The 23,122-nt window shown below is 68.4% G+C and carries 21 protein-coding genes and 1 pseudogene; 11 read left to right on the top strand and 11 right to left on the bottom strand.

The window, feature by feature from the left end:
- Nucleotides 1-17: 17 nt before the first annotated feature.
- The 3 genes from J2W68_RS04235 to J2W68_RS04225 all read right to left on the bottom strand — a co-directional run bounded on the left by J2W68_RS04235 (nt 18) and on the right by J2W68_RS04225 (nt 2,883).
- A complete protein-coding gene (locus J2W68_RS04235) occupies nt 18-578 on the bottom strand; it encodes a nucleoside deaminase (protein WP_310233083.1) in 561 nt (186 codons plus the stop codon).
- A 26-nt stretch (nt 579-604) separates the two neighbouring features.
- On the bottom strand, nt 605-994 hold the full coding sequence (locus J2W68_RS04230; protein WP_310233082.1) for a hypothetical protein: 390 nt from the start codon (nt 992-994) through the stop codon (nt 605-607).
- 125 nt (nt 995-1,119) lie between these two features.
- Nucleotides 1,120-2,883 (bottom strand): glutamine--tRNA ligase/YqeY domain fusion protein, encoded by a 1,764-nt coding sequence (locus J2W68_RS04225; RefSeq protein WP_310233079.1) that lies wholly within the window; start codon nt 2,881-2,883, stop codon nt 1,120-1,122.
- Between the two features lie 262 nt (nt 2,884-3,145).
- On the opposite strand from J2W68_RS04225, the gene J2W68_RS04220 reads away from it, so the two are divergent.
- From J2W68_RS04220 to msrA, 4 genes are all read left to right on the top strand, one after another.
- The gene (locus tag J2W68_RS04220; RefSeq protein ID WP_310233077.1) at nt 3,146-5,281 is read left to right on the top strand and encodes a diguanylate cyclase; all 2,136 of its coding nucleotides are present in this window, start codon (nt 3,146-3,148) and stop codon (nt 5,279-5,281) included.
- A 52-nt stretch (nt 5,282-5,333) separates the two neighbouring features.
- The gene (locus J2W68_RS04215) at nt 5,334-5,741 is read left to right on the top strand and encodes a DMT family transporter (RefSeq protein ID WP_310233075.1); all 408 of its coding nucleotides are present in this window, start codon (nt 5,334-5,336) and stop codon (nt 5,739-5,741) included.
- Nucleotides 5,742-5,744: 3 nt separating this feature from the next.
- Nucleotides 5,745-6,263 (top strand): EamA family transporter, encoded by a 519-nt coding sequence (locus J2W68_RS04210; RefSeq protein WP_310233072.1) that lies wholly within the window; start codon nt 5,745-5,747, stop codon nt 6,261-6,263.
- 82 nt (nt 6,264-6,345) lie between these two features.
- Nucleotides 6,346-6,996 (top strand): peptide-methionine (S)-S-oxide reductase MsrA, encoded by a 651-nt coding sequence (gene msrA / locus J2W68_RS04205; protein WP_310233070.1) that lies wholly within the window; start codon nt 6,346-6,348, stop codon nt 6,994-6,996.
- A 51-nt stretch (nt 6,997-7,047) separates the two neighbouring features.
- On the opposite strand, the gene rnk is transcribed toward msrA, so the two are convergent.
- The 5 genes from rnk to J2W68_RS04180 form a co-directional block, all read right to left on the bottom strand.
- On the bottom strand, nt 7,048-7,470 hold the full coding sequence (rnk, locus tag J2W68_RS04200; protein WP_310233069.1) for a nucleoside diphosphate kinase regulator: 423 nt from the start codon (nt 7,468-7,470) through the stop codon (nt 7,048-7,050).
- A 110-nt stretch (nt 7,471-7,580) separates the two neighbouring features.
- On the bottom strand, nt 7,581-8,492 hold the full coding sequence (locus J2W68_RS04195; protein ID WP_310233068.1) for a LysR substrate-binding domain-containing protein: 912 nt from the start codon (nt 8,490-8,492) through the stop codon (nt 7,581-7,583).
- Between the two features lie 73 nt (nt 8,493-8,565).
- Complete coding sequence (gene ahpF / locus J2W68_RS04190) at nt 8,566-10,149, bottom strand: alkyl hydroperoxide reductase subunit F (protein ID WP_310233067.1); 1,584 nt, start codon at nt 10,147-10,149, stop codon at nt 8,566-8,568.
- 187 nt (nt 10,150-10,336) lie between these two features.
- The gene (gene ahpC / locus J2W68_RS04185; RefSeq protein ID WP_101925207.1) at nt 10,337-10,900 is read right to left on the bottom strand and encodes an alkyl hydroperoxide reductase subunit C; all 564 of its coding nucleotides are present in this window, start codon (nt 10,898-10,900) and stop codon (nt 10,337-10,339) included.
- 342 nt (nt 10,901-11,242) lie between these two features.
- Nucleotides 11,243-12,106, bottom strand: a complete 864-nt coding sequence (locus tag J2W68_RS04180) for an alpha/beta hydrolase (protein WP_310233066.1) — start codon at nt 12,104-12,106, stop codon at nt 11,243-11,245.
- Between the two features lie 60 nt (nt 12,107-12,166).
- Here J2W68_RS04180 and prmC point away from each other — a divergent pair, with 60 nt between their 5' ends.
- The 4 genes and pseudogenes from prmC (at nt 12,167) to J2W68_RS04160 (ending at nt 15,096) form a co-directional block, all read left to right on the top strand.
- Nucleotides 12,167-13,018 carry a peptide chain release factor N(5)-glutamine methyltransferase gene (gene prmC / locus J2W68_RS04175; protein WP_310233063.1) on the top strand — a complete coding sequence of 284 codons (852 nt, stop codon included), beginning with the start codon at nt 12,167-12,169 and terminating at the stop codon, nt 13,016-13,018.
- Between the two features lie 35 nt (nt 13,019-13,053).
- Nucleotides 13,054-13,995, top strand: coding sequence for a prolyl aminopeptidase (gene pip / locus J2W68_RS04170; RefSeq protein ID WP_310233061.1), 942 nt, complete (start codon nt 13,054-13,056; stop codon nt 13,993-13,995).
- Nucleotides 13,996-14,096: 101 nt separating this feature from the next.
- Nucleotides 14,097-14,306, top strand: a pseudogene (locus J2W68_RS04165) (alkylphosphonate utilization protein); the annotation flags it as partial.
- A 10-nt stretch (nt 14,307-14,316) separates the two neighbouring features.
- Nucleotides 14,317-15,096, top strand: coding sequence for a class I SAM-dependent methyltransferase (locus tag J2W68_RS04160; RefSeq protein ID WP_310233060.1), 780 nt, complete (start codon nt 14,317-14,319; stop codon nt 15,094-15,096).
- Nucleotides 15,097-15,109: 13 nt separating this feature from the next.
- Here J2W68_RS04160 and J2W68_RS04155 read toward each other — a convergent pair whose 3' ends face one another.
- The 3 genes from J2W68_RS04155 to J2W68_RS04145 are packed head-to-tail and all read right to left on the bottom strand — an operon-like array spanning nt 15,110 to nt 17,258.
- Nucleotides 15,110-15,670 (bottom strand): NUDIX hydrolase, encoded by a 561-nt coding sequence (locus J2W68_RS04155; RefSeq protein WP_430539665.1) that lies wholly within the window; start codon nt 15,668-15,670, stop codon nt 15,110-15,112.
- Between the two features lie 41 nt (nt 15,671-15,711).
- Nucleotides 15,712-16,668, bottom strand: coding sequence for a 5'-3' exonuclease (locus tag J2W68_RS04150; RefSeq protein ID WP_310233058.1), 957 nt, complete (start codon nt 16,666-16,668; stop codon nt 15,712-15,714).
- Entirely contained in the window at nt 16,665-17,258 is a 594-nt protein-coding gene (locus J2W68_RS04145; RefSeq protein WP_310233055.1) for a nitroreductase family protein, read from the bottom strand. The genes J2W68_RS04150 and J2W68_RS04145 overlap by 4 nt, the downstream gene beginning before the upstream one ends.
- Nucleotides 17,259-17,328: 70 nt before the next feature.
- On the opposite strand from J2W68_RS04145, the gene J2W68_RS04140 reads away from it, so the two are divergent.
- The 3 genes from J2W68_RS04140 to J2W68_RS04130 all read left to right on the top strand — a co-directional run bounded on the left by J2W68_RS04140 (nt 17,329) and on the right by J2W68_RS04130 (nt 23,076).
- Nucleotides 17,329-19,674: a DUF1631 family protein gene (locus J2W68_RS04140; protein WP_310233053.1), complete on the top strand. Its 2,346-nt coding sequence runs from the start codon at nt 17,329-17,331 to the stop codon at nt 19,672-19,674.
- A gap of 80 nt (nt 19,675-19,754) precedes the next feature.
- On the top strand, nt 19,755-21,881 hold the full coding sequence (locus J2W68_RS04135; RefSeq protein ID WP_310233051.1) for a DUF1631 family protein: 2,127 nt from the start codon (nt 19,755-19,757) through the stop codon (nt 21,879-21,881).
- A gap of 82 nt (nt 21,882-21,963) precedes the next feature.
- Nucleotides 21,964-23,076 (top strand): NAD(P) transhydrogenase subunit alpha, encoded by a 1,113-nt coding sequence (locus tag J2W68_RS04130; RefSeq protein WP_310233049.1) that lies wholly within the window; start codon nt 21,964-21,966, stop codon nt 23,074-23,076.
- The last annotated feature ends 46 nt before the right edge of the window (nt 23,077-23,122 follow it).

The following is a 23,122-nucleotide window of genomic DNA, read 5'->3' as shown; positions in this document are numbered from 1 at the left end:
GATCGATGTCGGTCATGTCAGTACTTCGCCCCGTCGGTTTCGCCATAGGCGCGCAGCACTGCGCGCGCGTCGTCGCGCAGCAGGTCGCGTACGACCTCGATGCCGCGCTGGTTGAGCGCGCCGATCCAGTCCTCGGGCAACGGACCTTCGTCGAACGGGGTCAGTGCTTCGACATCTTCCGAGCGTGCTCCGATCAGCAGCCGATCGATACCGGCCCACACCGTCGCGCCGTAGCACATGCAGCAGGGCTGCGAGGACGTCGCCAGCGTGACCGGACCACCGCGCTCGTTGAGGCGCGGCGTCTGCAGGCGCTGTTGGGCGAGCATGTAGGCCATGGTTTCGGCGTGCGCGACCGAGCAGCTGTGCGGCATCACCCGGTTCACGCCGACGGCGATGATGCGGTCGTCGCTGCCGAACACGGCCGCGCCGAACGGACCACCGCTCTGCGCCTCGATATTCAGGCGCGAAAGATCGATGGCGAGCGCGACCTTGGTGTCGTCGCCGACGTAGGCGCGCGACACGTCGACGTGTTCGTGCACCCACGCGGGCAGGGTCAGGTGGACCTGGGCATACAGCATTGAAAATTCCGGAAATGAAGCGGGGATCAGCGCAAGAGGCTGCCCGGTGCGGGCGCCTCGCAGCGCGAGTTGACGCAGGCGCAGGACTGGATCTCGACGAAGCCGCAGACCCCGGCGATGCCACGGCGCGCGCAATCGGCCTGCACCGCCTGCGGATCGACCTGCGCGTCTGCATTGACACAGGCCGGCTGATAACCGCAGCAGCTGCCGACATTCTTGACGACGCAGTCGCTGTCAACGCGGCAGCGGGTGTCGAGGTTCGGCACGCCGGATGGTGCGGCGGGTCGATCAATGACCGGCGCGTTTGGCGGCGGCGCGGCCTCGACGACCGGCGCCGCAGGCGCCGCGCACGCTACCAGCGCCAGCAATAGCAGCACAGGCAACAGGCGAAACGACAGGGTGCGCGGGCGGATCATGCCGGGGATGTTACCGCCCCAGCGCGTCGAGCGCCCAAAGGCGCCTGCGGGTTCGAGCGCCGCGGCGTTCGGATGGAGCGACCGGCACGTAAGCGGTCGAGCGATCTCGCGTGTACCGCAGCGCCTCAGCCGCCCGACTTGTCCCCGGCCCAGGTGTCGCGCAGCGTCACGCTGCGGTTGAACACCGGCTTCGCGGCCGCGTGGTCGACGCGGTCAGCGACGAAGTAACCCAGGCGCTCGAACTGGAACGACTGTTCGGGCGCGGCGGTCGCGGCAGCCGGTTCCACGTAGCCGGTGACGCTGCGCTTGGACTCGGGATTCAGATGGTCGCGATAGGTCTTGCCGGTCGATTCGTCGTCGGGTTTCTCGACCACGAACAGCCGGTCGTAGAGCCGCACTTCGGTTTCGACCGCGTGCGCGGCGCTGACCCAATGGATCGTGCCCTTGATCTTGCGGTTGGCGCCGTCCATGCCGGGACGCGACTCGGGATCGAGCGTGCCGCGCAGTTCGACGATCGCACCGCTCTCATCCTTGATCACCTCGTCGCAGCGCACGATGCCAGCGCCGCGCAGACGCACTTCGCCGCCGGGAATCAGCCGCTTCCAGCCCTTGGGCGGCACCTCGGCGAAGTCGTCGTGCTCGATCCACAGCTGGCGCGAGAACGGCACCTCGCGCACGCCCTGCGTTTCGTCCTTGGGATGATTCGGGAAGCTCAGGGTTTCAGCATGGCCGTCGGGCAGGTTGGTCAGCACGAGCTTCAGCGGGTTCACCACCGCCATGCGGCGCGGCGCGCGGGCGTCGAGATCGTCGCGCAGCGCGCCCTCGAGCACCGAGAAGTCGATGACCGAGTTCTGCTTGCTGATACCAACGCGGTCGACCAGCAGGCGCAGGCTCGCCGGCGTATAGCCGCGGCGGCGCAGGCCCTGCAGCGTGTACATGCGCGGGTCGTCCCAGCCGTCGACCAGCCCTTCGCCGACCAGCTGGGTCAGCTTGCGCTTGCTCATCACCGTGTAGTTGATGTTGAGGCGCGAGAATTCGATCTGGCGCGGCTTCGCGGCGACGTTCGGCAGGCCCCGCGCACTCAGCGAGGTCAGAAGGTCCGGATTGCCGGCCAGATCGACGCGATCCACCACCCAGTCGTACAGCGGGCGGTGATCCTCGAATTCCAGCGTGCACAGCGAATGGGTGATGCCCTCGATCGAATCGCCCAGCGCGTGGGCGAAGTCGTACATCGGATAGATCGGCCAGGCATCGCCGGTGTTCTGGTGGGCGACCTGTTTGATGCGGTACAGCGCCGGGTCGCGCAGATTCATGTTGCCGCTGGTCATGTCGATCTTCGCGCGAAGCGTGCGCGTGCCATCGGCGAACTCACCGGCGCGCATGCGCCGGAACAGGTCGAGGTTCTCCTCGACGCCGCGGTCGCGGAACGGCGAATTGCGGCCCGGTTCGACCAGGGTGCCGCGGTACTCGCGCACCTGCTCGGCGGTGAGATCGCAGACGAAGGCGTCGCCCTGTTCGATCAGCTTCTCGGCGGCGCGGTAGTAGACGTCGAAATAGTCCGAGGCGTGGCGCAGCTCGGCCCACTCGAAGCCCAGCCAGCGCACGTCGTCCTCGATCGCGCGGACGAACTCGAGGTCTTCCTTTTCAGGATTGGTGTCGTCGAAGCGCAGGTTGCAGCGGCCGTCGAATTCGGCCGCGATGCCGAAATCCAGACAGATTGCCTTCGCGTGGCCGATATGGAGGTAACCGTTGGGCTCGGGCGGGAAGCGTGTGCGGATCGAGGCGTGCTTTCCGCTGGCCAGATCCTCGCGGACGATCTGCCGGATGAAGTCCTGGCGTGCCGGGGTGGCGGGATCGGTCGGCGGAACGGCGGATTCGGCGGAAGACATGGAGACTCGGGCGGCGGTTGCGGGAAAGCCGTGCAGTGTAGCGGACGGTCCACAAGCGACGCGGGTGGGGAGGCGTGACGGCGTCGTGGCGATTTCTGTGACGTAGTCCTGACATAATTTCGTGACGGCGGTATGGAAACCGTGGCATGCGAGTTGCGATGGAGCGGGGGACACCAAGGGGGCGGCGCATGCGCGATCCAGCGCATCGGGGCATCGGACAGATCGCAGCACGGCCTCGCGTGGCCGACGGGCAGGCGTGTCGATGGAACTGACCGCCTCGCGCGCAATGCCCGGCCACGGTTGGGTCTTGGCCGCCTGCCTGCTGCTGCTGATGGGCTTGTTCGCGGCACTGGTGTCCGCGACCCAGCTGCGCCCCGGCGAAAGCCTTCCAGTCGAGGTCCAGCCGCGGTCGGATGGCGTGGTCCAGCTGCGTTTCGAACTGCCGGCCCAGGTGACCACGCGCTGGGCGCTGTGGTTTCCGCGCGAGCCGGTGAGCCGGCTGCAACTGGTCGCCGCCGATGGCTGGCGCAGCGAGACGCTGCAGTTCTTCAGCGTCGGCGCGGACGAGGGCATCCTGCCGGCCGGATACGCCTTCCTGCTGCCCCGCGATGCGCATGGTCCGATGACGCTCGAGGCCGAGATGGCGGGTGGACTGCATGGCAGCCTGCGCCCGGTGCTGGCGCAGGCAACCGATGTCCGCCGGGTGGAGCGGTCCGGTGTCGCCTTGGCTGCCGCCGTCTACGGCGGCTTGCTGGCGCTGGCAGCGCTCGCGCTCGCGCTGGCGCATGCATCCCGCGATCGGCTGTTCATCGGCTTCTTCGGCTTCACGGTCGCGCTGGTGCTGCTGCTGCAGGCGATGAACGGCCATCTGTACGGTCTGCCGGGCGTGCGGTTCTTCGGGCTGTGGCAGTTGCAGGGTGTGTCTGCGCTGACGGTGCTGCACGCGGCAGCTGCGCTGTGGCTGATCGAGGCCTACGCGATGCACGGTCGCGGGTATCGCCACGCGCGCCTGGTGCGCGGCCTCGGTATCGGGCTGATCGCGTTGGCGGCAGTGTTCCTGCTCAATCTGCCCTGGCTGGCACAGGTGTCGCAGGCCGTGAGCGCCTCGGGTTGGACCCTGGCCGGGCTCGCGGTGCTCTGCATGCTGGTCGATGCCGGGCGTCGTGGCGTGCCGATGGCGTGGACCCTGACAGCAGCGACTGCTTTCTCGGTGCTGGCTGGCGTGTGGATCTCCCTGTCGCGGCACGGCCTGGCGCCGAACGGGCCGCTGCTGCACTTCGGCTATCAGGGCACCGCCGTTGCATTCGCGCTGGTGCTCGCGCTGTCGCTGACTCACCGCATCGGCGACTACCGCAATCAGCGCGACCGCGACCGGCTCGCCCGTCAGGACACCGAACGCAGGATGCGGCGCGAAGCTGCGCGCGCTGACCTGTCGACCGCGCTGCAGACCCAGCTCAACGGTCTCGATCCCGGCGAGATTCCCTGGCAGGGCTTCCGGCTGCTGATGGACCACCTGTTGCCGCTGGTGCCGACGGAATCGTGCATCGCGGTGCTGCGCGGCTATCAGGGCCGTGATCATCTGCTGGTCGAGCCGTCCGATGCGCTGCCGTCGGTCGAACACGAGATCAACCACCGCGGGCTGACCCTGCGTCGGCAGGCGGTCGCGGGCCTGGCCCTGCAGCAGCCGGTGCGTGCCTCGGCGGGTGGTCCGGCCGTGGCGATGGAAGCCCTGGTTCCGTTCCAGATGCGTGCGCCGGGCTGGGGGGTGCTGTTGCTGCGCCGCGCCGGTGGCGATGGATTCACGACCGAGGAGATGTCGGTGATCGGCGAACTGGCGCGGGTCGTGCAGTTGCACGTCGACCAGGCCGCCGCTGCCGTGAAGCTGCGGCGCTCGGCGGAGATCGACGCACTGACCGGCACCATGAACCGCCGCACGATCGATCTGTGGATCGGGCGCACCTTCACCGACGCCGAGCGCTCGGGGCGCCCGGTCTCCGTGCTGTTCATCGATCTCGACCACTTCAAGTCGGTCAACGACCGCTACGGCCATGCCTGCGGCGATGACTGCCTGCGCGCGGTGTCGACCGCACTGCGCAGCGTGCTGTCGGATGCGGACATGTTCGGCCGTTACGGCGGCGAGGAATTCATCGCGGTGTTGCCGGGCCGCGATGGCGCCGAGGCGCGTGCGGTCGGCGAGCGGATGCGCACCGCGGTCGAGAACTGCGAAGTGCGCCATGAGACCCAGCGGGTCCGGCTGACGGTCAGCATCGGCATCGCGACCCGCCAGCGCGGCGAGGATGCGCCGGCGGCCGCAGTCGCGCGCGCCGACAAGGCCCTGTACGCAGCCAAGCGCCAGGGCCGCAACTGCGTACAGGTGGCGCCCGCGGTCTTCAGCTGAAGGCCGTCGCGCGTCGCTGCTACGCTGCGCGTCCCCCACGCGAGTCCCCTCGATGCACGACGTCCCTTCCGGTCGCGTCGCTCTGGCGTGGATGCTGACCGGCGCCGCATTGATCGGTACCAACGGCCTGATGGTGCGCCTGGCCGGCACGGCGCCCACGGTGTCGGCCTTCTACCGGATGCTCTTCGCCGGCGTGCTGTTGACGCTGTTCGTCCATCTGCGCCGAGACTGGCGACCAATGCCACGGCGCATGTGGTGGCTGGCGCTGCTGCCGGCCACCGCGTTTGCTGCCGACCTGTGGCTGTGGCACCGGAGCATCCTGCTGATCGGTCCGGGACTGGCGACGCTGCTGGCCAATGCGCAGGTGTTCTTCATGGCGTTGGCCGGGGTCGTGCTGTTCGGTGAACGTGTGGGCCTGCGGTTCGTCGCCGGCATCGCGCTGGCGTTCTTCGGCCTGTAGCTGATGCTCGGCGCGGACTGGGCGACGCTGCCGGCCGATTACCGCTGGGGCGTGTGGCTGGGGCTCGCCACTGGCCTGTGTTACGCGGTCTACAACATCGGCCTGCGCCACGTGCAGCGGGCCGGCAACGTCGGCACGACGAATGCGGCGGCGTCCGCGCCGGTGGCGCAGGTGCTGGCGATGGTGTCGCTGCTCTGCGCCGCGCTGCTCGGCCTGGCCGGTGTCGCCGAAGGCGTGTCGTTCGCGATTCCGAGCTGGCAGGCGCTGGGCTGGCTGCTTCTGCTCGCATCGCTGGGCCACTGCCTGAGCTGGATCCTGATCTCGCGGGCGATGCAGCACCTGTCGGTCGCGCTGGTCGGTTTGTTGCTGCTCGCTCAGCCGGTCTGCGCGTTCCTGCTCGACATTCTGGTGCTGCAGCGGCAGACCTTGCCACGCGAATGGCTCGGGCTCGCCTTCACTCTGGCCGGTATCTTCCTCGCGAGCCTGAAGGGCCGTGCGCGGATTCCGGCGCAGCCGGCCTGAACGGGTTCCGACACCTTGGAAGCGGACGCCCGCGCCCGCATGCAGAGCGCACGGCACTGTGCCGCGACCCGGAGAGATCAAGATGCTCGGAATCGGAGCCTGGAAACAGCGTCTGCCACGGCCCCAGGACGCGCTGCCGGGTCGAGATACGCCCGTGTCGCTGCACAACGCACATGCGGTGCATGGCCGCCCGCTGCAGGACGCGTTCGACGGTCTGGAACAGGTGCAGTTCGGCATGGGGTGTTTCTGGGGCGCGGAACGTATGTTCTGGTCGCTGCCGGGCGTGGTCACGACCGCGGTCGGCTATGCCGGCGGGGTGACGCCGAACGCGACGTATCGCGAGGTGTGTTCCGGACAGACCGGTCATGCCGAGGTCGTCCTGGTGGTCTACGACCCGGCGCAGATCGCGTTCGAGACGTTGCTGCAGACGTTCTGGGAGCGCCATGACCCGACCCAGGGCATGCGCCAGGGCAACGACACCGGTACCCAGTACCGTTCGGCGATCTACTGCACGACGCCGGCGCAGGCCGCGCTCGCCCATCGCAGCCGCGACGCGTATGCGGCGAAGCTGCAGGCGGCGGGGTATCCGGACATCACCACCGAAATCCTCGATCAGGCGCCGCCGTTCTATTACGCCGAGAGCGAGCACCAGCAGTATCTGCACAAGAATCCCGGCGGGTACTGCGGCATCGGCGGCACCGGCGTAGCGTGCCAAGTCGGCGTGCCGCTCTGAATCGATGCGATGAACCGTGCGGCGCCCGGGTCGGCGCCGCACGCACTGCGATCAGTGATCGGCGGGTGCGACTTCCAGCACGCGCAGGCGCAGGGTGCGACCGCCGCTGACCGGCCAGTCGATGCGCTGGTCGATCTTTAATCCCAGCAGGGCCGTGCCGACAGGCGCCAGGATCGACACGCGACCGGCGTCCACGTCCGCTTCGTGCGGATAGACGAGTGTGAGTGTGTGCCGGGTGCCGGTTTCGTCGTCGATGCACGTGACACGTGCGTGCATGCCGACGATCGCGTCGGCGGGGGCATCGTCTGGCAGCAGATCGGCGCGATCGAGTTCGCGCTGCAGCGCAGACGCGCCGGGGTGTTGCCGGTAAGTCGGTGAATCGAGCAAAGCGTCGAGGCGCGCCAGGTCATGGCGGGTGATGCGGATCGGCGGTGCGTCGGACGGGGGCAGGCCGCTCTTGGATTGCGATGACATCTGGATCTCCTGGGATTGGGAGGCGCTGGACCAGCGCCCATGAGAAAGGCGACGCAATGCGCCGCCCGGGGTCTATTGTGCCGCGTCCAGGTGGTGCGCGGAGAGGCGACTCAGCTCGCGGCGGGCTCGAACAGCGCAGGCGGCAGAGCGCGCAGTACGCCGGCCACTTCCAGCAGGAACGCGTGCATGGCCGAACTGCGACGCCAGACCAGGGCGATGCGCCGGGTGGGGCGGGTGTCGCTGAAATCGAGCAGGCGAAGATGCGGCGACGGTGCGACCGGCGGTTTGGTCGCGAGCATCGGCAGCAGCGTGACGCCGACGTTCGCAGCCACCATCTGCCGCAGCGTCTCCAGACTGGTGGCCCGGAACTCGGCATGTTCACCGGCGCCCGACAAGCGGCAGACATCGAGCGCCTGCTCGCGCATGCAATGCCCGTCCTCGAGCAGCAGCAACTTCTGCGACGACAGCTCCTGCAGGCTCAGGCGTTCGCGCGCGGCCAGTGGATGCTGGTCGGACACCGCGAGCAGGAACGGTTCCTCGAACAGGAACTCCGCATGCAGCGCGTCCTCGTCGACCGGCAACGCGAGGATCGCCGCATCCAGCCGGCCGTCGCGAAGCCGCGTCAGCAGCACGTCGCTCTTCTCTTCGACCAGCAGCAGTTCCAGCTGCGGAAAACGTGCGCGTAGCGGCGGTATTGCGTGCGGCAGCAGATAGGGGCCGAGGGTCGGAAACAGGCCCAGGCGGATCGACCCCGCTTCCGGGTCCATGCTGCGCCGGGCCAGGGCTTTCATCTGTTCGACATCGCCGACGATGCGGCGCGCGCGGTCGGCGACCTGCACGCCGATCGGCGTCAGCATGACCTTGCGTGGCGCGCGTTCGACCAGTGCGACGCCAAGTTCTTCCTCGAGCTTGCGGATCTGCGTCGACAGCGTCGGCTGGCTGACGAAACAGACGGCCGCGGCGCGACCGAAATGCCGCTCGTCGGCGAGCGCGACCAGATAGCGCAGATCGCGCAGGTTCACGGCGCGCGTCCCACGCACGCCCCGGATCGCGCAAGCGATGCCGGGTCGTGCAGGGCGCGGGCCGCGCGCGGGATCACGCCGCTTCGGCCTCGGCCGTCTCGACGACCGGTACGCGGATCAGGTGGTCGAACGCGCTGAGCGCAGCCGTCGCGCCCTGGCCCATCGCGATGACGATCTGCTTGTAGGGCACGGTCGTCGCGTCGCCGGCGGCGAATACACCGGGCACCGAGGTCTGGCCACGGTCGTCGACGATGATCTCGCCACGCGGCGACAACTCGACCACACCCTTCAGCCATTCGGTATTGGGGAGCAGGCCGATCTGCACGAACACACCCTCCAGTTCGACTCGGTGACTGTCGCCGCCGACCCGGTCGCGGTAGACCAGCGCATTGACCTTCGCGCCGTCGCCGAGCACTTCGGTCGTCTGCGCGCTGGTCACGATGCGCACGTTCGGCAGGCTGCGCAGCTTGCGCTGCAGCACTTCGTCGGCGCGCAGCTGCGCATCGAACTCGATCAGGGTGACGTGGGCGACGATGCCGGCCAGATCGATCGCAGCCTCGACACCGGAATTGCCGCCGCCGATCACCGCCACGCGCTTGCCCTTGAACAGCGGACCATCGCAGTGCGGGCAATAGGCCACGCCCTTGTTGCGGTACTGGTCCTCGCCGGGCACGCCCATCTGCCGCCAGCGCGCCCCGGTCGACAGCACCACGGTCTTGGACTTCAGCGACGCGCCGTTCTCGAGCTGGATTTCGATCAGCCCGTCATCGTCGGCCGGCAGCAGCTGCGTCGCGCGCTGCAGATCCATGACGTCGACGTCATACTCGCGCACGTGCTGCTCGAGCGCCGCGGCCATCTTCGGGCCTTCGGTCTCCTTGACCGAGATGAAGTTCTCGATCGCCATGGTGTCCAGCACCTGGCCGCCGAAGCGCTCGGAGGCTACGCCGGTGCGGATGCCCTTGCGCGCGGCGTAGATCGCTGCGGCCGCGCCGGCCGGGCCACCGCCGACGACGAGCACGTCGAAGGGCTTCTTCGCCGCGATCTTTGTTGCCTCGCGCTTGGCCGCGCCGGTGTCGAGCTTGGCGACGATCTGCTCCAGCGTCATGCGGCCCTGGTCGAACTTCTGGCCGTTGAGGAACACCGTCGGCACCGACATGATCTCGCGCGCCTCGACCTCGGCCTGGAACAGCGCGCCGTCGATCGCCACGTGGCGGATGCGCGGGTTCAGCACCGCGGCCAGATTCAGCGCCTGCACCACATCCGGACAGTTCTGGCACGACAGCGAGTAATAGGTTTCGAATAGGTAGTCGCCATCGAGGGCCGCGACCTGCTCGATCGTGTCCTTGGCCGCCTTCGACGGATGCCCGCCGATCTGCAGCAGCGCCAGCACCAGCGAGGTGAACTCGTGACCCATCGGCAAGCCCGCGAAGCGCACGTCGATATCGTGGCCGGGCGAGGTCAGTGCGAACGAGGGCTTGCGCGCGTCGGTGCCGGTGGTGTCGATCGTGATGCGGTCGCTGGCCTCGCCGATGTCGGCCAGCAGCGCGAGCAACTCACGCGACTTCTCGCCCTCGTCGACCGACGCGACGATGTGGATCGGGCGCACGGCGCGTTCGAGGTAGCCCTTGAGCTGGGTTTTGAGAGCGGCTTCCAACATGGCGAACTCCGGACGTCAGGGTTGAATCGCCCGTGACGCATCGTGGCACGACGCATCCGGACAGGGGGGAGGGGTGAACCGCAGACGGCGGCGGGGCCGCCGGCTCCGGTTCACCCCCCGAGCCGCTTGCAGCGGCGTGGGGGCGAGGGCGGTCACGCGCGATACGCGCGACCACCGGTGGCGCAGATCAGATCTTGCCGACGAGATCGAGCGACGGGGCAAGGGTCTTCTCGCCTTCCTTCCACTTGGCCGGGCAGACCTCGTTCGGGTTGGCGGCGACGTACTGCGCGGCCTTGAGCTTGCGCAGGGTTTCGGTGACGTCACGGGCGATCGCGTTGTCATGGATCTCGACAGTCTTGATCACGCCCTCGGGGTTGATGACGAAGGTGCCGCGCAGCGCCAGGCCTTCCTCGGCGATATGCACGCCGAACGCGTTGGTCAGCTGGTGGGTCGGGTCGCCGACCAGCGGGAACTGCGCCTTGCCGACGGCCGGCGAGGTCTCATGCCACACCTTGTGCGAGAAGTGCGTATCGGTGGTGACGATGTAGACCTCGGCGCCGATCTTCTGGAACTCGGCGTAATTGTCGGCCGCGTCCTCGACCTCGGTCGGGCAGTTGAAGGTGAAGGCGGCGGGCATGAAGATCAGGACCGACCACTTGCCCTTGAGGCTCTCGTTGCTGACTTCGATGAACTCGCCGTTCTGGAATGCGGTGGTCTTGAACGGCTGGACTTCGGTGTTGATGAGGGACATGAAAGCTCCTGGACGGGGGGAAGGCGTGCGACTTGGTCGCGGCCGGTGACTCCGGCTGCGCATAGATTAGGCGCCGTCTATCGATTTGGGAAATCGATTATAGAAATTCAATCGATAGATGGGGGCTATCGATTTCCTCACGCCAATGGACCGTGAATAGTGTCACCGGAAACGATTACATGGACGCTTGCAATCGCTGCTGCGCTGCAGCAATATCGGGTCAACAGGCGTCGTCCAGCGATTTCAGGCGGCGCCCGCGGCCTTGAAGCCGCGTACCGGGTTCCGTGTTCGTACTTCCCTCCCACACGTCCACGGAATTTTTGAAGGCGGCTTCGGCCGCCTTCATTTTGTCTCGGATCCGGCATCCGCCTGAACCAGGCCGATGAACTCGCGCACCGCCGGCAACACCTCGGGGGCGCGCTCCGGCTCATAAAACGCGGCGGCGGTCACGAAGTGGTTGCCGCCAGAGATGATCTCCAGCGTCGAGTCGACGCCCTTGCGACGCAGCGCGAAGTCCAGCTTGCGGCTGTTGCCGACATCGACCGTGCGGTCGCCGTCGCCATGGATCAGCAGGAACGGCGGCTCGTCGCCATCGACGAACTTCACCGCCATCGCCTCGGGCCACTGGCTGCGCGGGCCGAAGATCTCCTCGAGCTTGCCGCTGATGACGAAGTCGTACGGGCCCGACAGGCCGATCACGCCGGCCAGATCCTTCGGCTTCAGGTCGACCGCGGCGAGATGTCGCGCGTCCGTGCCCAGCAGCGCGGCGATCTGGGCGCCGGCCGAGTGGCCTGCGACGAATACACGCTTCGGGTCTCCGCCGTACTCGGCCGCGTGGTCGACGGTCCAGCGCACCGCGTGCGCGGCGTCGCCCATGAACGCCGGGAAGCCGGCGGCCGGCCAGGTGCGGTAATCCGCAACGATGGCAACGACACCGTTCTGCGCCAGCCGGCTGCCGACGAAGCGGTACTGCGCGCGCGTGCCGTACTGCCAGGAGCCGCCGTAGAAGAACAGCACCACTGGGGTATCGGGCGCCGCGTTCTGCGGGCGGTAGATGTCGAGCGCCAGCCCGCGCGTGGCGTCGTAGACCGCCGTGGCATCCGGCTGTGTGCTATCGCGATTGACGAAGCCGAAGAACGCGCTCTGGCAGCCCGAAACAAGCAGGGCGAGGGTGGCGGCGACACAGGCGTGGATCGAACGGCGCATCGGTGATCTCCTCGAGGTGCGACACCATGCCCGGCCGGGGCCCGGCTACGATGTGAAGTCATGATTACGAATCCGAGTCCCGCTCTGGATGCACTGCTGCGCGACGCCGCCGGCCGTATCGACGCGATCGATGCGCGCTGGCTGCTCGCACATGCCGCGGGTCGTTCGCAAAGCTGGCTCTACGCGCATGCACGCGATCCCGCGCCCGATGGCGTGCCCGAGCGTTTCGAAGCGCTGGTCGCGCGCCGCGCCGCCGGTGAACCGGTCGCCTATCTCACCGGCGTGCGTGGCTTCTGGGACTTCGATCTGGCGGTGACGCCGGCAACCCTGATTCCGCGGCCGGAAACCGAATTGCTGGTCGAACTGGCGCTGGCGCGGTTGCCTGCCGCGGACGCGCGCGTGGTGGATCTCGGCACCGGCAGCGGGGCAATCGCGCTGGCGATCGCACGCGAACGACCCGACGCCGCGGTGCTGGCGACGGATGCCAGCGTCGACGCGCTCGCGGTCGCACGCGCCAACGCGCAAGCGCTGGAACTGACGCAGGTGCGCTTCGCTCACGGCGATTGGTACGCGCCGCTGGCCGGCGCGCGCTTCGACGTGATCGCCAGTAATCCGCCCTATATCGAAGACGCGGACCCGCATCTGGCGCGGGGCGATCTGCGCTTCGAACCCACCTCGGCGCTGTCGTCCGGTGCCGATGGTCTGGACGCGATCCGCAGCATCGCCGCGGGCGCGCTCGCGCATCTTGCGCCCCGTGGCTGGCTGCTGGTCGAGCACGGTCTCGCGCAGGGAGCGGCGGTGCGCGCGCTGTTCGAACGAGCGGGTCTCGTCGAGGTGGCGACCGAGCGCGATCTCGAAGCCCGCGACCGCGTGACGCTGGGCCGCGCACCCGAGGCACGAAAGGCCGACTGATAGACTGGGCGCCTGTTTTCCCCGGATCCACGCGCATGCGCCAGCTCTATCCCGCCATCGAACCCTTCGACACCGGCATGCTCGCCGTCGACGACCGCCACACGCTCTATTACGAGCAGTGCGGCAATCCGAAGGGCAAGCCGGTGGTGCTGCTGCACGGCGGTCCGGGTGGCGGCTGCAGTCCGAAGATGCGCAGTTTCCACGATCCCGCCAAATACCGGATCGTGCTGTTCGACCAGCGCGGGGCCGGCCGCTCCACGCCGCACGCCGACCTGGTCGCCAATACCACCTGGGATCTCGTCGCCGACATCGAGCGGTTGCGCGTCCATCTGGGCATCGAGCGCTGGCAGGTGTTCGGCGGCTCCTGGGGATCGACGCTGGCCCTGGCCTATGCGCAGATGCATCCGCGCCAGGTCACCGAACTGATCCTGCGCGGCATCTTCATGCTGCGCCGCTGGGAACTGGAATGGTTCTACCAGGAAGGCGCGTCGCGTCTGTTTCCGGAGGCCTGGCAGCAGTACATCGCCGCCATTCCGGAATCGGAGCGCGGCGATCTGATCGCGGCGTTCCACACCCGCCTGACCAGCGACGATGAAACCACGCGTCTGGCGGCCGCACGCGCTTGGAGCGTGTGGGAAGGCGCGACGAGCTTCCTGCACGTCGATGCCGATTTCGCCGACAGCCACGCCGACGCGCAGTTCGCGCTCGCCTTCGCGCGCATCGAAAACCACTACTTCACCAACGCGGGTTTCTTCGAGGTCGACGACCAGTTGTTGCGCGACGCCTACCGCATGGTCGACATCCCGGGCGTCATCGTCCACGGCCGCTACGACGTGGTCTGCCCGGTGCAGAACGCGTTCGATCTGCACCAGGTCTGGCCCAAGGCCGAGCTGGTCGTGACGCCGGCCTCGGGCCATTCCGCGTTCGAGGCCGAAAACATCGACGCGCTGGTGCGTGCGACCGATCGCTTCGCCTGATGCACGCGCCGTAGTCGATCTGCGGCGCCGCCAGTCCACCCATCAATGCGCGACGGCAGGCCCGTCGCGCGCAGGAAATTCCGATGTCTGAAGAAGAAATCATCGTCAAGGACAGCAACGGCGCCCGCCTCGCCGACGGTGACGCGGTCACCGTGATCAAGGACCTCAAGGTCAAGGGCACCAGCGTCACGCTCAAGCGCGGCACGCTGGCCAAGAACATCCGTCTGACCGACGACCCCGACCTGATCGAATGCAACGTCGAGAAGGTCAAGGGCCTGGTACTGCGGACGGAGTTCGTCAAGAAGGCCTGAGGTCCATCTGATGGATGTGCTCGAACACAACCGTGCGGCGTGGAATCGCGAATCCACATCCGGCAGCGCGTGGACGACGCCTGTGGACGCCGGGGTGATCGCGGCGGCGCGTGGTGGCGACTGGTCCGTCATCCTGACGCCGAACCGTGCGGTGCCGCGCGACTGGTTCGGTACGCTGGACGCATGCGATCTGCTGTGTCTGGCGTCGGGCGGCGGACAGCAGGCGCCGGTCCTGGCTGCGGCCGGGGCGCGGGTCACGAGTTTCGATCTGTCGGACGTGCAACTCGAAAAGGACCGTGCCGTCGCCGAACGCGACGGGCTGGCGCTGCATTGCGTACGCGGCGACATGGCCGACCTGTCTGCGTTCGCTGATGCGAGTTTCGACATCGTGTTCCATCCGGTATCGAACGTCTTCGTGCCGGACGTGGAAGCGGTGTGGCGCGAGTGCGCCCGCGTACTGCGCCCGGGCGGACGCCTGCTGGCCGGCTTCATGAATCCTGCGTTTTTTCTGTTCGATCATGACGAGGCGACGGACACCGGTGTCTGCGTCGCGCGTCACCGCCTGCCGTATGCGGAGCCGGACAGTCTGAGGCCGGCCGCGCGTGCCGCCTGGGACGCAAGCGGACGCGCCGCCGAGTTCGGGCATTCGCTGCAGACCCAGATCGGCGGACAACTGGCAGCCGGGTTCCGTCTTGCCGGCCTGTACGAGGACGACTGGGATGACACGGTCACTCCGCTCAATCGCCTGATGCCGGTCGCCCTCGCAACGCTGGCGTTCCGCGCGCCATAGGGCTGTCCGTCGCTCAATCCGCGGGTGAACCGTCCGGATTGAAGTCCACCATCCACAGGCCGGCCCAGAGCTTGAGATCGAGCTCGAAGCCTTCCGCGTGTTTGCGCATCAGCCAGGCCGGTGCGGTCGCGCGCGGGACGGTGTGGACGATGATCGCCTCGTCATCGACGCCGCCGCCGTCGCCGACACGCGTCAGCTCACGCGCACGCACGAAGGCGACGCGTTCGTTGCTCATGCCGGCAGTGGTCGGGCCGGTCAACAACACGTCGACGCGGCCGGCCGACCAGCCGGTTTCCTCGATCAGCTCACGTCGCGCCGCATCTTCGAGCGAATCGGTGGATCCGCCGTCGCCGACCAGCCCCGCCGGCATTTCGATCGTCCGGGCGCCCAGCGGCACCCGGTACTGCTCGACAAAGAGCACTTCGTCGTCAGGTGTCACCGCGATCACCAGCACCGCCATGCCGTCGCCGCCGTGCGTGCGTTCGCAGGCTTCCCATGTGCCATGGCGGACCAGCCGCAGCCAGTCGCCCTGGTAGAGCACTTCGGTATGTTCGCGCATCGATGGATTCGTCATGCGTGGATGCTAACGCGCGGCCGTGACGACCGACAGCGCGCTCAGGCCATCGCGGGCGGCGCGTAGTCCAGGCCGGCGACGCTGTGCAGGCGACGACGGGTCAGCGGCCCGAAACGCAGGGTTTCGCACAGCGCCTGCAGCGCTGCGGCATCGCCGGTGCGGCGCGCGAAACCGCCTGTGCCTTCGCCCAGCGGCGCGTCGCAGGCAATCGTCGTCAGCTGCCGGTACAGGCGCGCGGCCTCGGCGTGCTGACGCAGTTTCGGACCCACCTGGCCGGCGCCGCGGAAGCGCAGGAACTGGATTTCGTCGCTGCGTTCCAGCAACGCATCGAGCGTGCGGAAGTGATGCAGCAGACTCGCCGCGGTCTTGCAGCCGATGCCGGGCACGCCGGGGATGTTGTCGACCGCGTCGCCGCACAGCGCCAGGTAGTCGGCGATCTGGTGCGCCTCGACGCCGTGACGATCGCGTACGCCGGCCGCGCTCCAGCGCACGCCACGCGCGTAGTCCCACTGTTCGTCCGCGCCCTCGAGCAGTTGCGACAGGTCCTTGTCGGCCGACACGATGACGCCGTGATGTGCCCGCGTACGGCCGGCCACCAGCGCGCTGCCGATCAGATCGTCGGCTTCGTACTCGGTATCGGCCAGCACCACGAAGCCGAGCGCGCGGCATAGCGCCTTGCAGTGCGCGAACTGGCGACGCAGTTCGTCGGGCGCGGGCGGGCGGTTGGCCTTGTAGGCGGGATAGATGCGGTTGCGGAAGCAGCTGTCGAGCGCTTCGTCGAATGCGATGGCGATGTACTGCGGATTCACCCGCTCGACCAGTTCAGCGAGAAAGCGTGCGAAGCCGTGCACCGCATTGGTCGGCCAGCCCTCGGCATCGCGGAACTCGTCAGGCATCGAATGCCAGGCGCGGAACACGTAGAGGCTGGCGTCGATCAGGTACAGCGGCGCAGTGGGCGGCGGTGGCGATGCCTGCAGCGTCTGCGGCGGCAACGTCATGGCGCGTGCCAATCGGTCAGCAATGCGGCAGGATCCGGCCGCTCGCGTTCCGGCGCCTCGATGCGTGGCGTGCCGATATGGATGAAACCCGCCACGCGCTCGTTCCCACCCAGGCCGAGCAGGGCGAGGATCTCGGCATCGTAGGCCGGCCAGCCCGACAGCCACGAAGCGCCGAAGCCCAGCGCCTGCGCGGCCTGGAGCAGGGCGAAACAAACGCTGCCGGCGGTCAGCAGACGCTCGACCTCGGGAATCTTGGTGTCGTCGGGATCGAGCACCGCCACCACGACGATGACCATCGGTGCATGCGAGAAGCGCCGGCGGTCCTTGTCGAGAGCGCCTTCGCCGATATCCGGATCGCGCGCCTGTGAACGCGCCGCGAGCCGCTCCCCGAGCGCGTCGCGGTCGCTGCCTGTGATGCGCAGGAAGCGGAACGGCACCCGCTTGCCGTGATCGGGCACGCGCACCGCGGAGCGCAGCATCCGCAGCAACGTGGCCTCGTCCGGGCCGGGGGCATCGAGCTGCTTGGCAGGCACTGAACGGCGGGCATTGAGCAATGAGAGTGCGTCGTGTTCAGGATTTGAGGAATTCATCACAGATCTGTCGCCACCATTGGGGAATCGTATGCACGGGGCACTCTGCCCTCCTCCGATTCTCCCCCAAATGACGCATCACCACGAAATCGGCGCTGCCTCGGGTTCGCGCGCGGGTCCGGCGCGCGACGCTGCCCGCGTGCTCGAGACGCTGCGTCATGACGCGGTGACCGGACTCGGCGGGGTGCTGTCGGGCTTCTGGAGCGCAATCGAGGAGCAGGTGCGGCTGGCCGCGCTCGCGCATCACGATTACATGGTCGCGCAGGACGAACGCGTGGCCGTGCTGGATCTGAGCCAGCGCGCGCTCGAGCTTGCCACGCGCTATCGCAAGGCGATCGAAACCGAATTCGACCAGTGGCTGGCGGACCGCCCTGCGCCGCCCGTCGCCGATGGCCTGTCGTTGATGTCGGAAGGCGAGCTGGAAGTGCAACTGGCTGCGCAGCAGATCATCGAATTGATGGATCACCAGTTTCTGCATCCGCTCACCGCGCTGGGCGACCGGATGGATGCGCTGGCGGCGCGGCTGGGCATCGAGGGCGTGCACGCGAATCCGCTGCGTCCCGAAGTGGCGGTGGTGGCCTTTGTGCGGCTGTTCGAAGCCGATGAGCTGCCCGCCGGTCTTCGGACGATGGTATTCAGCCAGCTCGACAAACGTCTTCCGGGCATTCTGGGGGAGGTCTACGCCAAGGCCAATGCGTCGCTGGACGCGGCAGGGATCGGTCCCGGCGCGACCGCCGCGCAGTCCACCGGGCGCCCAGCAGCTCATGCAGTCCACGCGGCAGCTCCAGCCCGCTCGACGCGGCAGGATGCGGCCGGCGAACAGTGGGAGCCGGATGGCGGCGTGGTGCCGCATACGGCACAGGACTTCGCAGTGTCCCCCGATGGTGAAGATACGCCGGTCTACGGTCCGCTGTCCGCCGGGCTGATGGACGTGCTTGCAGCGCACGGACACACGCCCGCCGGGTCGAGTGCGCCGCGCGGCTACCGCGACCTCGTGCGTGAGCAGTTGCACCACTGGCGCGAGTATCGCGCCCAGAGCCCGGCGGCGGACGCGGGCGCTGATGGCGCGGGTGGGCCGGTGCTGGACATGTCGCAGCTGTTGAGCGTCGCGCGGATGCTGCAGGGCGACGACTCCGCGCCGTTCGCGCGCGCGCTGGTCGGCGACGACCGTCGCCGCCTGGGCGATGTGATCCGCGACGAGTTGCTGCGGGGCCTGCGCGAGTTGGGCGTCGACACCGAGCAGACGCCGCTGAGCCAGGAGGACGAGGATGCGATCGATCTGGTCGGCATCCTGTTCCAGGCCCTGTTCGACGCCAATGATCTGCTCTTGCAGGCGCGGGACATCTACGGCCGGCTGGTGATGCCGTACCTGAAGGTCGCCCTGACCGACGATTCGATGTTCAATCAGCGCGCCCATCCGGCACGTCGTCTGCTGGACGCGGTCACCGAGGCCTGCGACGGCAACGTCGGCGATACGCCGCAGGACCGCGATCTGCTCGATCAGGCCGGTCGCGTGGTCGACCGGGTTGTCGATGAATATGAGAGCGACCAGGCCGTTTTCGAGCTGGCCGCCGCCGAGCTACGTGAGCGGCTGGACCAGCAGCGTCGGCGTGCCGACGTCGCTGAACGCCGCGCGGCCGAGGCCATCCACGGCCGCGAACGCCTGCAGCAGGCGCGTCGCGGTGTCGACGACATGGTGGCCTCGCGGTTGTCGGAGCGTCCGTTGACGGCTGCGGTCGCGTTCTTCCTTGATCGCCACTGGCGCCATCACCTCACCCAGACCTGGTTGCGCGATGGGCCGGACTCGCCCCGGCATCTCGCCGCGATCGGCGTTGGCGACGCGATGGTCCAGGTCGACTTCGACGCTGCACATGCGCTCGGCACGGCAGTCGCCGATGAACTGCTCGCGCTGCAGGTGCCGCTGGCCGAGTGCTATTCCAGCTGCGGGCTCGACGCCAATGCAGCGCGCGACGCGGTGGCGCGGATCATTGCCGCGCTGGCGCTCCCCGACACGCCGCGCAGCGTGCATGCGCCGCAGTCTCCCGAGGTCGAGGACGACGTCACTGACCCCGCCCTGCGTCTGGCGGGCGGCCACGATGCGCTGGCGTTCGATCCCACGATCGCCGCGCGCATGCGCCAGTTGCGCGTTGGGCAGTGGTTGCGGCTGGTCGACGAGAACGGTCGCGAGTCCGCGGCGCGTATCGCGTGGATCAGCCCGTTGTCGCACCGCCTGTTGATCGTCAACCGCCGCGGCGTGCGTCGAATGGTCGTCTCTCCTGAGGAACTGGCCGCACTCGTCGGCGCCGGCCGCGCGGTCGTTCGTGCGGTCGATGCGCCGTTCGACGAGGCGATGAAGCAGTTGTGGCAGCAACTCAACGCCGCCAACGATCCTGGCAACGACGCCGCGACCGGCTGACATTCGTCCGCCGGCGTTGCGGCGCAAAAACGGCGCTTGCGTTATTGTCCCGCGATCTTTCGAGGGACGGAGTGGGGGCGATGCCCGTGTCGACGCCAGGACAGGGCGATGCCCAGCGGGCTGAAACGCCTGCGCAGCTGATGGAAGGAATCCGTCGCGAGACCACCGCGCGGCTGCTGCCGTTGCTGGGCGAAACCCTGCGCGCCGAGCGTGCGCGTCTGCAGCAGGCCTGCGATGACGCCACCCAGGGCGCGCCGGCGCACGACGCCGATGTGGAGGACCTGACCAGTCTGACCGTGCTCGCTGCCGAACTGATCCAACACGAGCATCGCTGGCAGAAGGCGTTGGGCGAGGTGTTCGCGGCCTGGCCTGAGCCTCCGCTGACCCACGCCCGCAGTGCGTTCTCGCTGTTGTCGGACGACGAATTGCAGGCCCAGTTGATCGGGCAGCCGGTGGCCGAGGCCCTTGATCGTCGGTTCGAGAGTCAGCGCGACATCATCGATCGCCGGCTGCATACGCTGGCCACTCGCGTGCAGTACCGCGGTCGACCGTGCAACCCCTTGTCCGCGCGTTTTCTGGTCGAGTGCTTCCTGCGCGCATTCGCGGCGGGCGACTGCGGGCGTCGGCTGCGGGCTTTGCTGCTGCGGCGTCACGAGCTCCTGCTGGACGGCGCACTGGGCGCGCTCTACGCCTGGTGCAATACCCGCCTGGCCGAGGCCGGCTGCGCGCTGGCAGGCGACAGCGACCATGCAGCCCTGCTCGCGGGCCTCGGGGGTTCGACGGAGGCCTTGCCGTCACACAGGACCCCGATCTGGGAGCAGGGCAATGCGGTGATGCGAGCCGGTGCCGGCGTGGCGCCCGGCCTGCGTGCGGACGCACCGCGCGGCAATGTGCTGCGCCGGTATGCGCGTCGTCAGCGCGATGCGCGCCGCGCGGAGCTCGATGCCGCGCAGCGCAGCTTCCGTCGCGACGAGTTTCTCTCCACGCTGTCGCTGCTGCAGTCCGAACGCAGCCTGCCGGCCGGGGAGACCCACGCGATCCGTCTGCGGGAGGGGCTGTACGCGGTAGCAGCCGGCCTTGGCATCGACCGCCAGGCCGTCGCCTTCGACGGCGAGCAGGACGAGGCGCTGATCCTGGTGGGGGCGGTGTTCGATCTGATCGCCGCACGCCACCAGTTGACGCCCCCCGCGCGTGAACGACTGGCGTTGCTCGCCGTGGTGTGGGTGCACCTCGCCCTCGAGGATATGCAGCTGTTCGAGCCTTCGTCGCCGCCCGCCATGCAGCTGTTGTCGGCGCTCGTTGAGCTGTGGGACGGCGTCGATCCCGAAGATCCGCAGTCGATCGAGCAGCAGACACTCGCCGATCGCGCCGCCGATGCCGTGCTCGACAGTCCGCATGGCGATGGCCGCGTATTCCCCGCACAACTCGCGCAGATCGATGCGGCGCTGGCCGCGAATCGCCGCCGCGCCGAAGCCGTCGAGCGCCGCACTTGGCAGGCATTGCGCGGCCGGGAGCGACTCGACGCGGCGCGGCGCCAGGCGCGTTCGGAAGTGTCGCGAAGGCTCGAAGTGGGTGCACTGCTGCCATCGGTCGCAGGCTTTCTGGATGTCGAGTGGCGCCGCGCGCTGGAGCAGGCCTGGCTCCGGGATGGCGAGATGTCGGATCGTTACCGCGAAGTGCTGTCGCTCGGCGATGCGCTGCTCGAGTCCGATGCGCTGGCGGCCAATGACGGAGGCAGCGCGGTGGCCGATCGCCTGCTCGGTATCCTGCCCGCGCTGCGCGACTGCTGCGCGCAATCGGGCAACGATGCCGATGCCACCGAGGCGCGGCTGGCCGGACTGGTCGCCGAGCACGCGAGTCAGACGCCGCGGCGGACGCATATGCCCACGCCGCCGGCCACTGCCGACGCGCCACTGTTGCCCGACGATGCCGATCCACAGGCGGGGCTTGCCGACACGCGATTCGTCGAGGGACAACGTTTCGTGCAGCCCGGCGCTGCGGGCGCGGCGCGCAGGTTGCGCCTGGCATGGCGGAGCGCGCTCAGCGGCGCCTGCCTGCTCGTCGATGCCACCGGCGCTCGCCAGTGGGTGCTGATGCCCGCCGACCTGCACGCGATGATCGAAGCCGGGCAGTTGCAGCCCCGGCCGTCGGGCGGCGCGGTTTCGCAGGCGCTGGCGACGCTTGCCGCGCAGGCCGGTGGCGGCTGACCGAGCTGCCGTGTTCCGGGCGCTGCGCCGCGACCCCCGACATGCCCTAGGATGAGCACGACTCCAGGCCGGGACGATGTCGATGGCGGTGACGATCGGCGTAGCGCGTGAGACCGCGGCAGGCGAACGGCGGACTGCGCTGACGCCCGAAACCTGCAAGAAACTCGTGGCGTCGGGTGCCGAGGTACGCGTCGAACGCGGGCTTGGCGTCGCCGCGCATTTTGCCGACGCCGCCTACACCGACGCCGGCGCAGTGCTCGTCGACGATGCGCCGGCCGCATTGTCAGGGGCTGCCATCGTGCTGTGCGTGCGGCCACCGGAGGTCGATCGCCTGCAATTGCTCGATCCTGGCGCGGTGCTGGTCGGGGTATTACAGCCCGAAGCCGATGACGCACGCGGCGAAGCGATCGTCACGCGCGGGCTGGTCGCGTTTCCGCTCGAACGGCTGCCGCGCACGACGCGTGCGCAATCGATGGACGTGCTCAGTTCGCAAGCCGGCATGGCCGGCTACAAGGCGGTGCTGATCGGCGCGCAGCTTGCACCGCGTTTCTTTCCGATGCTCACGACCGCGGCCGGCACAATCCGGCCGTCGAAGGTGCTCGTGGTCGGCGCGGGTGTCGCCGGTCTGCAGGCGATTGCAACGGCGAAACGGCTGGGGGCGCAGGTCGAGGGGTTCGACGTGCGACCGGAGACGCGCGAGCAGATCGAATCGCTGGGCGGGCGCTTCCTGGACCTGGGCGTCAGCGCGGCAGGCGAGGGCGGCTATGCGCGAGCGCTGACCGATGAGGAGCGCGCCGAACAGCAGCGGCGGCTCGGAGAGCATCTCAGGGGCATCGACGTCGCCGTCTGTACCGCGGCAGTGCCGGGGCGGCCCGCGCCGAAGATCGTCACCGCAGCGATGGTCGCGGGCATGCGTCCGGGCAGCGTGATTGTCGATCTGGCTGCGGAAAGCGGCGGCAACTGCGAGGCGACCCGGCCGGGCGAAACCGTCGACGTCGATGGTGTCATCGTCGCCGGGCCCCTCGATCTCGCATCGATGGGCGCGACTCATGCAAGCGATATGTTCGCGCGCAATGTGTTCAATTTCGTCCAGCTGCTTCTGGTCGAGGGCGCACTGGCGCCCGACTGGCACGACGAGTTGCTGGCCAGAACGGTGTGGCCGGCGCGACCTGCTGCTGAGCGCGTCGCGGATTGAATGTGCCCCCGCCCTCGCTCATCAGAGGGCAGGGGGCACGTTGAAA

This window comes from Luteimonas terrae (genome assembly GCF_031457535.1).
GTDB lineage: Bacteria > Pseudomonadota > Gammaproteobacteria > Xanthomonadales > Xanthomonadaceae > Luteimonas > Luteimonas terrae_A.
The sequence above is the reverse complement of the archived record's forward strand: the minus strand, read 5'-3'. Positions and strand labels throughout refer to the sequence as shown.

Coding starts and splice junctions, on each gene's coding strand:
- J2W68_RS04235 (WP_310233083.1), bottom strand. CDS start 578: ATGCTGTATGCCCAGGTCCACCTGACCCTGCCCGCGTGGGTGCACGAA.
- J2W68_RS04230 (WP_310233082.1), bottom strand. CDS start 994: ATGATCCGCCCGCGCACCCTGTCGTTTCGCCTGTTGCCTGTGCTGCTA.
- J2W68_RS04225 (WP_310233079.1), bottom strand. CDS start 2,883: ATGTCTTCCGCCGAATCCGCCGTTCCGCCGACCGATCCCGCCACCCCG.
- J2W68_RS04220 (WP_310233077.1), top strand. CDS start 3,146: ATGGAACTGACCGCCTCGCGCGCAATGCCCGGCCACGGTTGGGTCTTG.
- J2W68_RS04215 (WP_310233075.1), top strand. CDS start 5,334: ATGCACGACGTCCCTTCCGGTCGCGTCGCTCTGGCGTGGATGCTGACC.
- J2W68_RS04210 (WP_310233072.1), top strand. CDS start 5,745: ATGCTCGGCGCGGACTGGGCGACGCTGCCGGCCGATTACCGCTGGGGC.
- msrA (WP_310233070.1), top strand. CDS start 6,346: ATGCTCGGAATCGGAGCCTGGAAACAGCGTCTGCCACGGCCCCAGGAC.
- rnk (WP_310233069.1), bottom strand. CDS start 7,470: ATGTCATCGCAATCCAAGAGCGGCCTGCCCCCGTCCGACGCACCGCCG.
- ahpF (WP_310233067.1), bottom strand. CDS start 10,149: ATGTTGGAAGCCGCTCTCAAAACCCAGCTCAAGGGCTACCTCGAACGC.
- ahpC (WP_101925207.1), bottom strand. CDS start 10,900: ATGTCCCTCATCAACACCGAAGTCCAGCCGTTCAAGACCACCGCATTC.
- J2W68_RS04180 (WP_310233066.1), bottom strand. CDS start 12,106: ATGCGCCGTTCGATCCACGCCTGTGTCGCCGCCACCCTCGCCCTGCTT.
- prmC (WP_310233063.1), top strand. CDS start 12,167: ATGATTACGAATCCGAGTCCCGCTCTGGATGCACTGCTGCGCGACGCC.
- pip (WP_310233061.1), top strand. CDS start 13,054: ATGCGCCAGCTCTATCCCGCCATCGAACCCTTCGACACCGGCATGCTC.
- J2W68_RS04160 (WP_310233060.1), top strand. CDS start 14,317: ATGGATGTGCTCGAACACAACCGTGCGGCGTGGAATCGCGAATCCACA.
- J2W68_RS04155 (WP_430539665.1), bottom strand. CDS start 15,670: ATGACGAATCCATCGATGCGCGAACATACCGAAGTGCTCTACCAGGGC.
- J2W68_RS04150 (WP_310233058.1), bottom strand. CDS start 16,668: ATGACGTTGCCGCCGCAGACGCTGCAGGCATCGCCACCGCCGCCCACT.
- J2W68_RS04145 (WP_310233055.1), bottom strand. CDS start 17,258: ATGAATTCCTCAAATCCTGAACACGACGCACTCTCATTGCTCAATGCC.
- J2W68_RS04140 (WP_310233053.1), top strand. CDS start 17,329: ATGACGCATCACCACGAAATCGGCGCTGCCTCGGGTTCGCGCGCGGGT.
- J2W68_RS04135 (WP_310233051.1), top strand. CDS start 19,755: ATGCCCGTGTCGACGCCAGGACAGGGCGATGCCCAGCGGGCTGAAACG.
- J2W68_RS04130 (WP_310233049.1), top strand. CDS start 21,964: ATGGCGGTGACGATCGGCGTAGCGCGTGAGACCGCGGCAGGCGAACGG.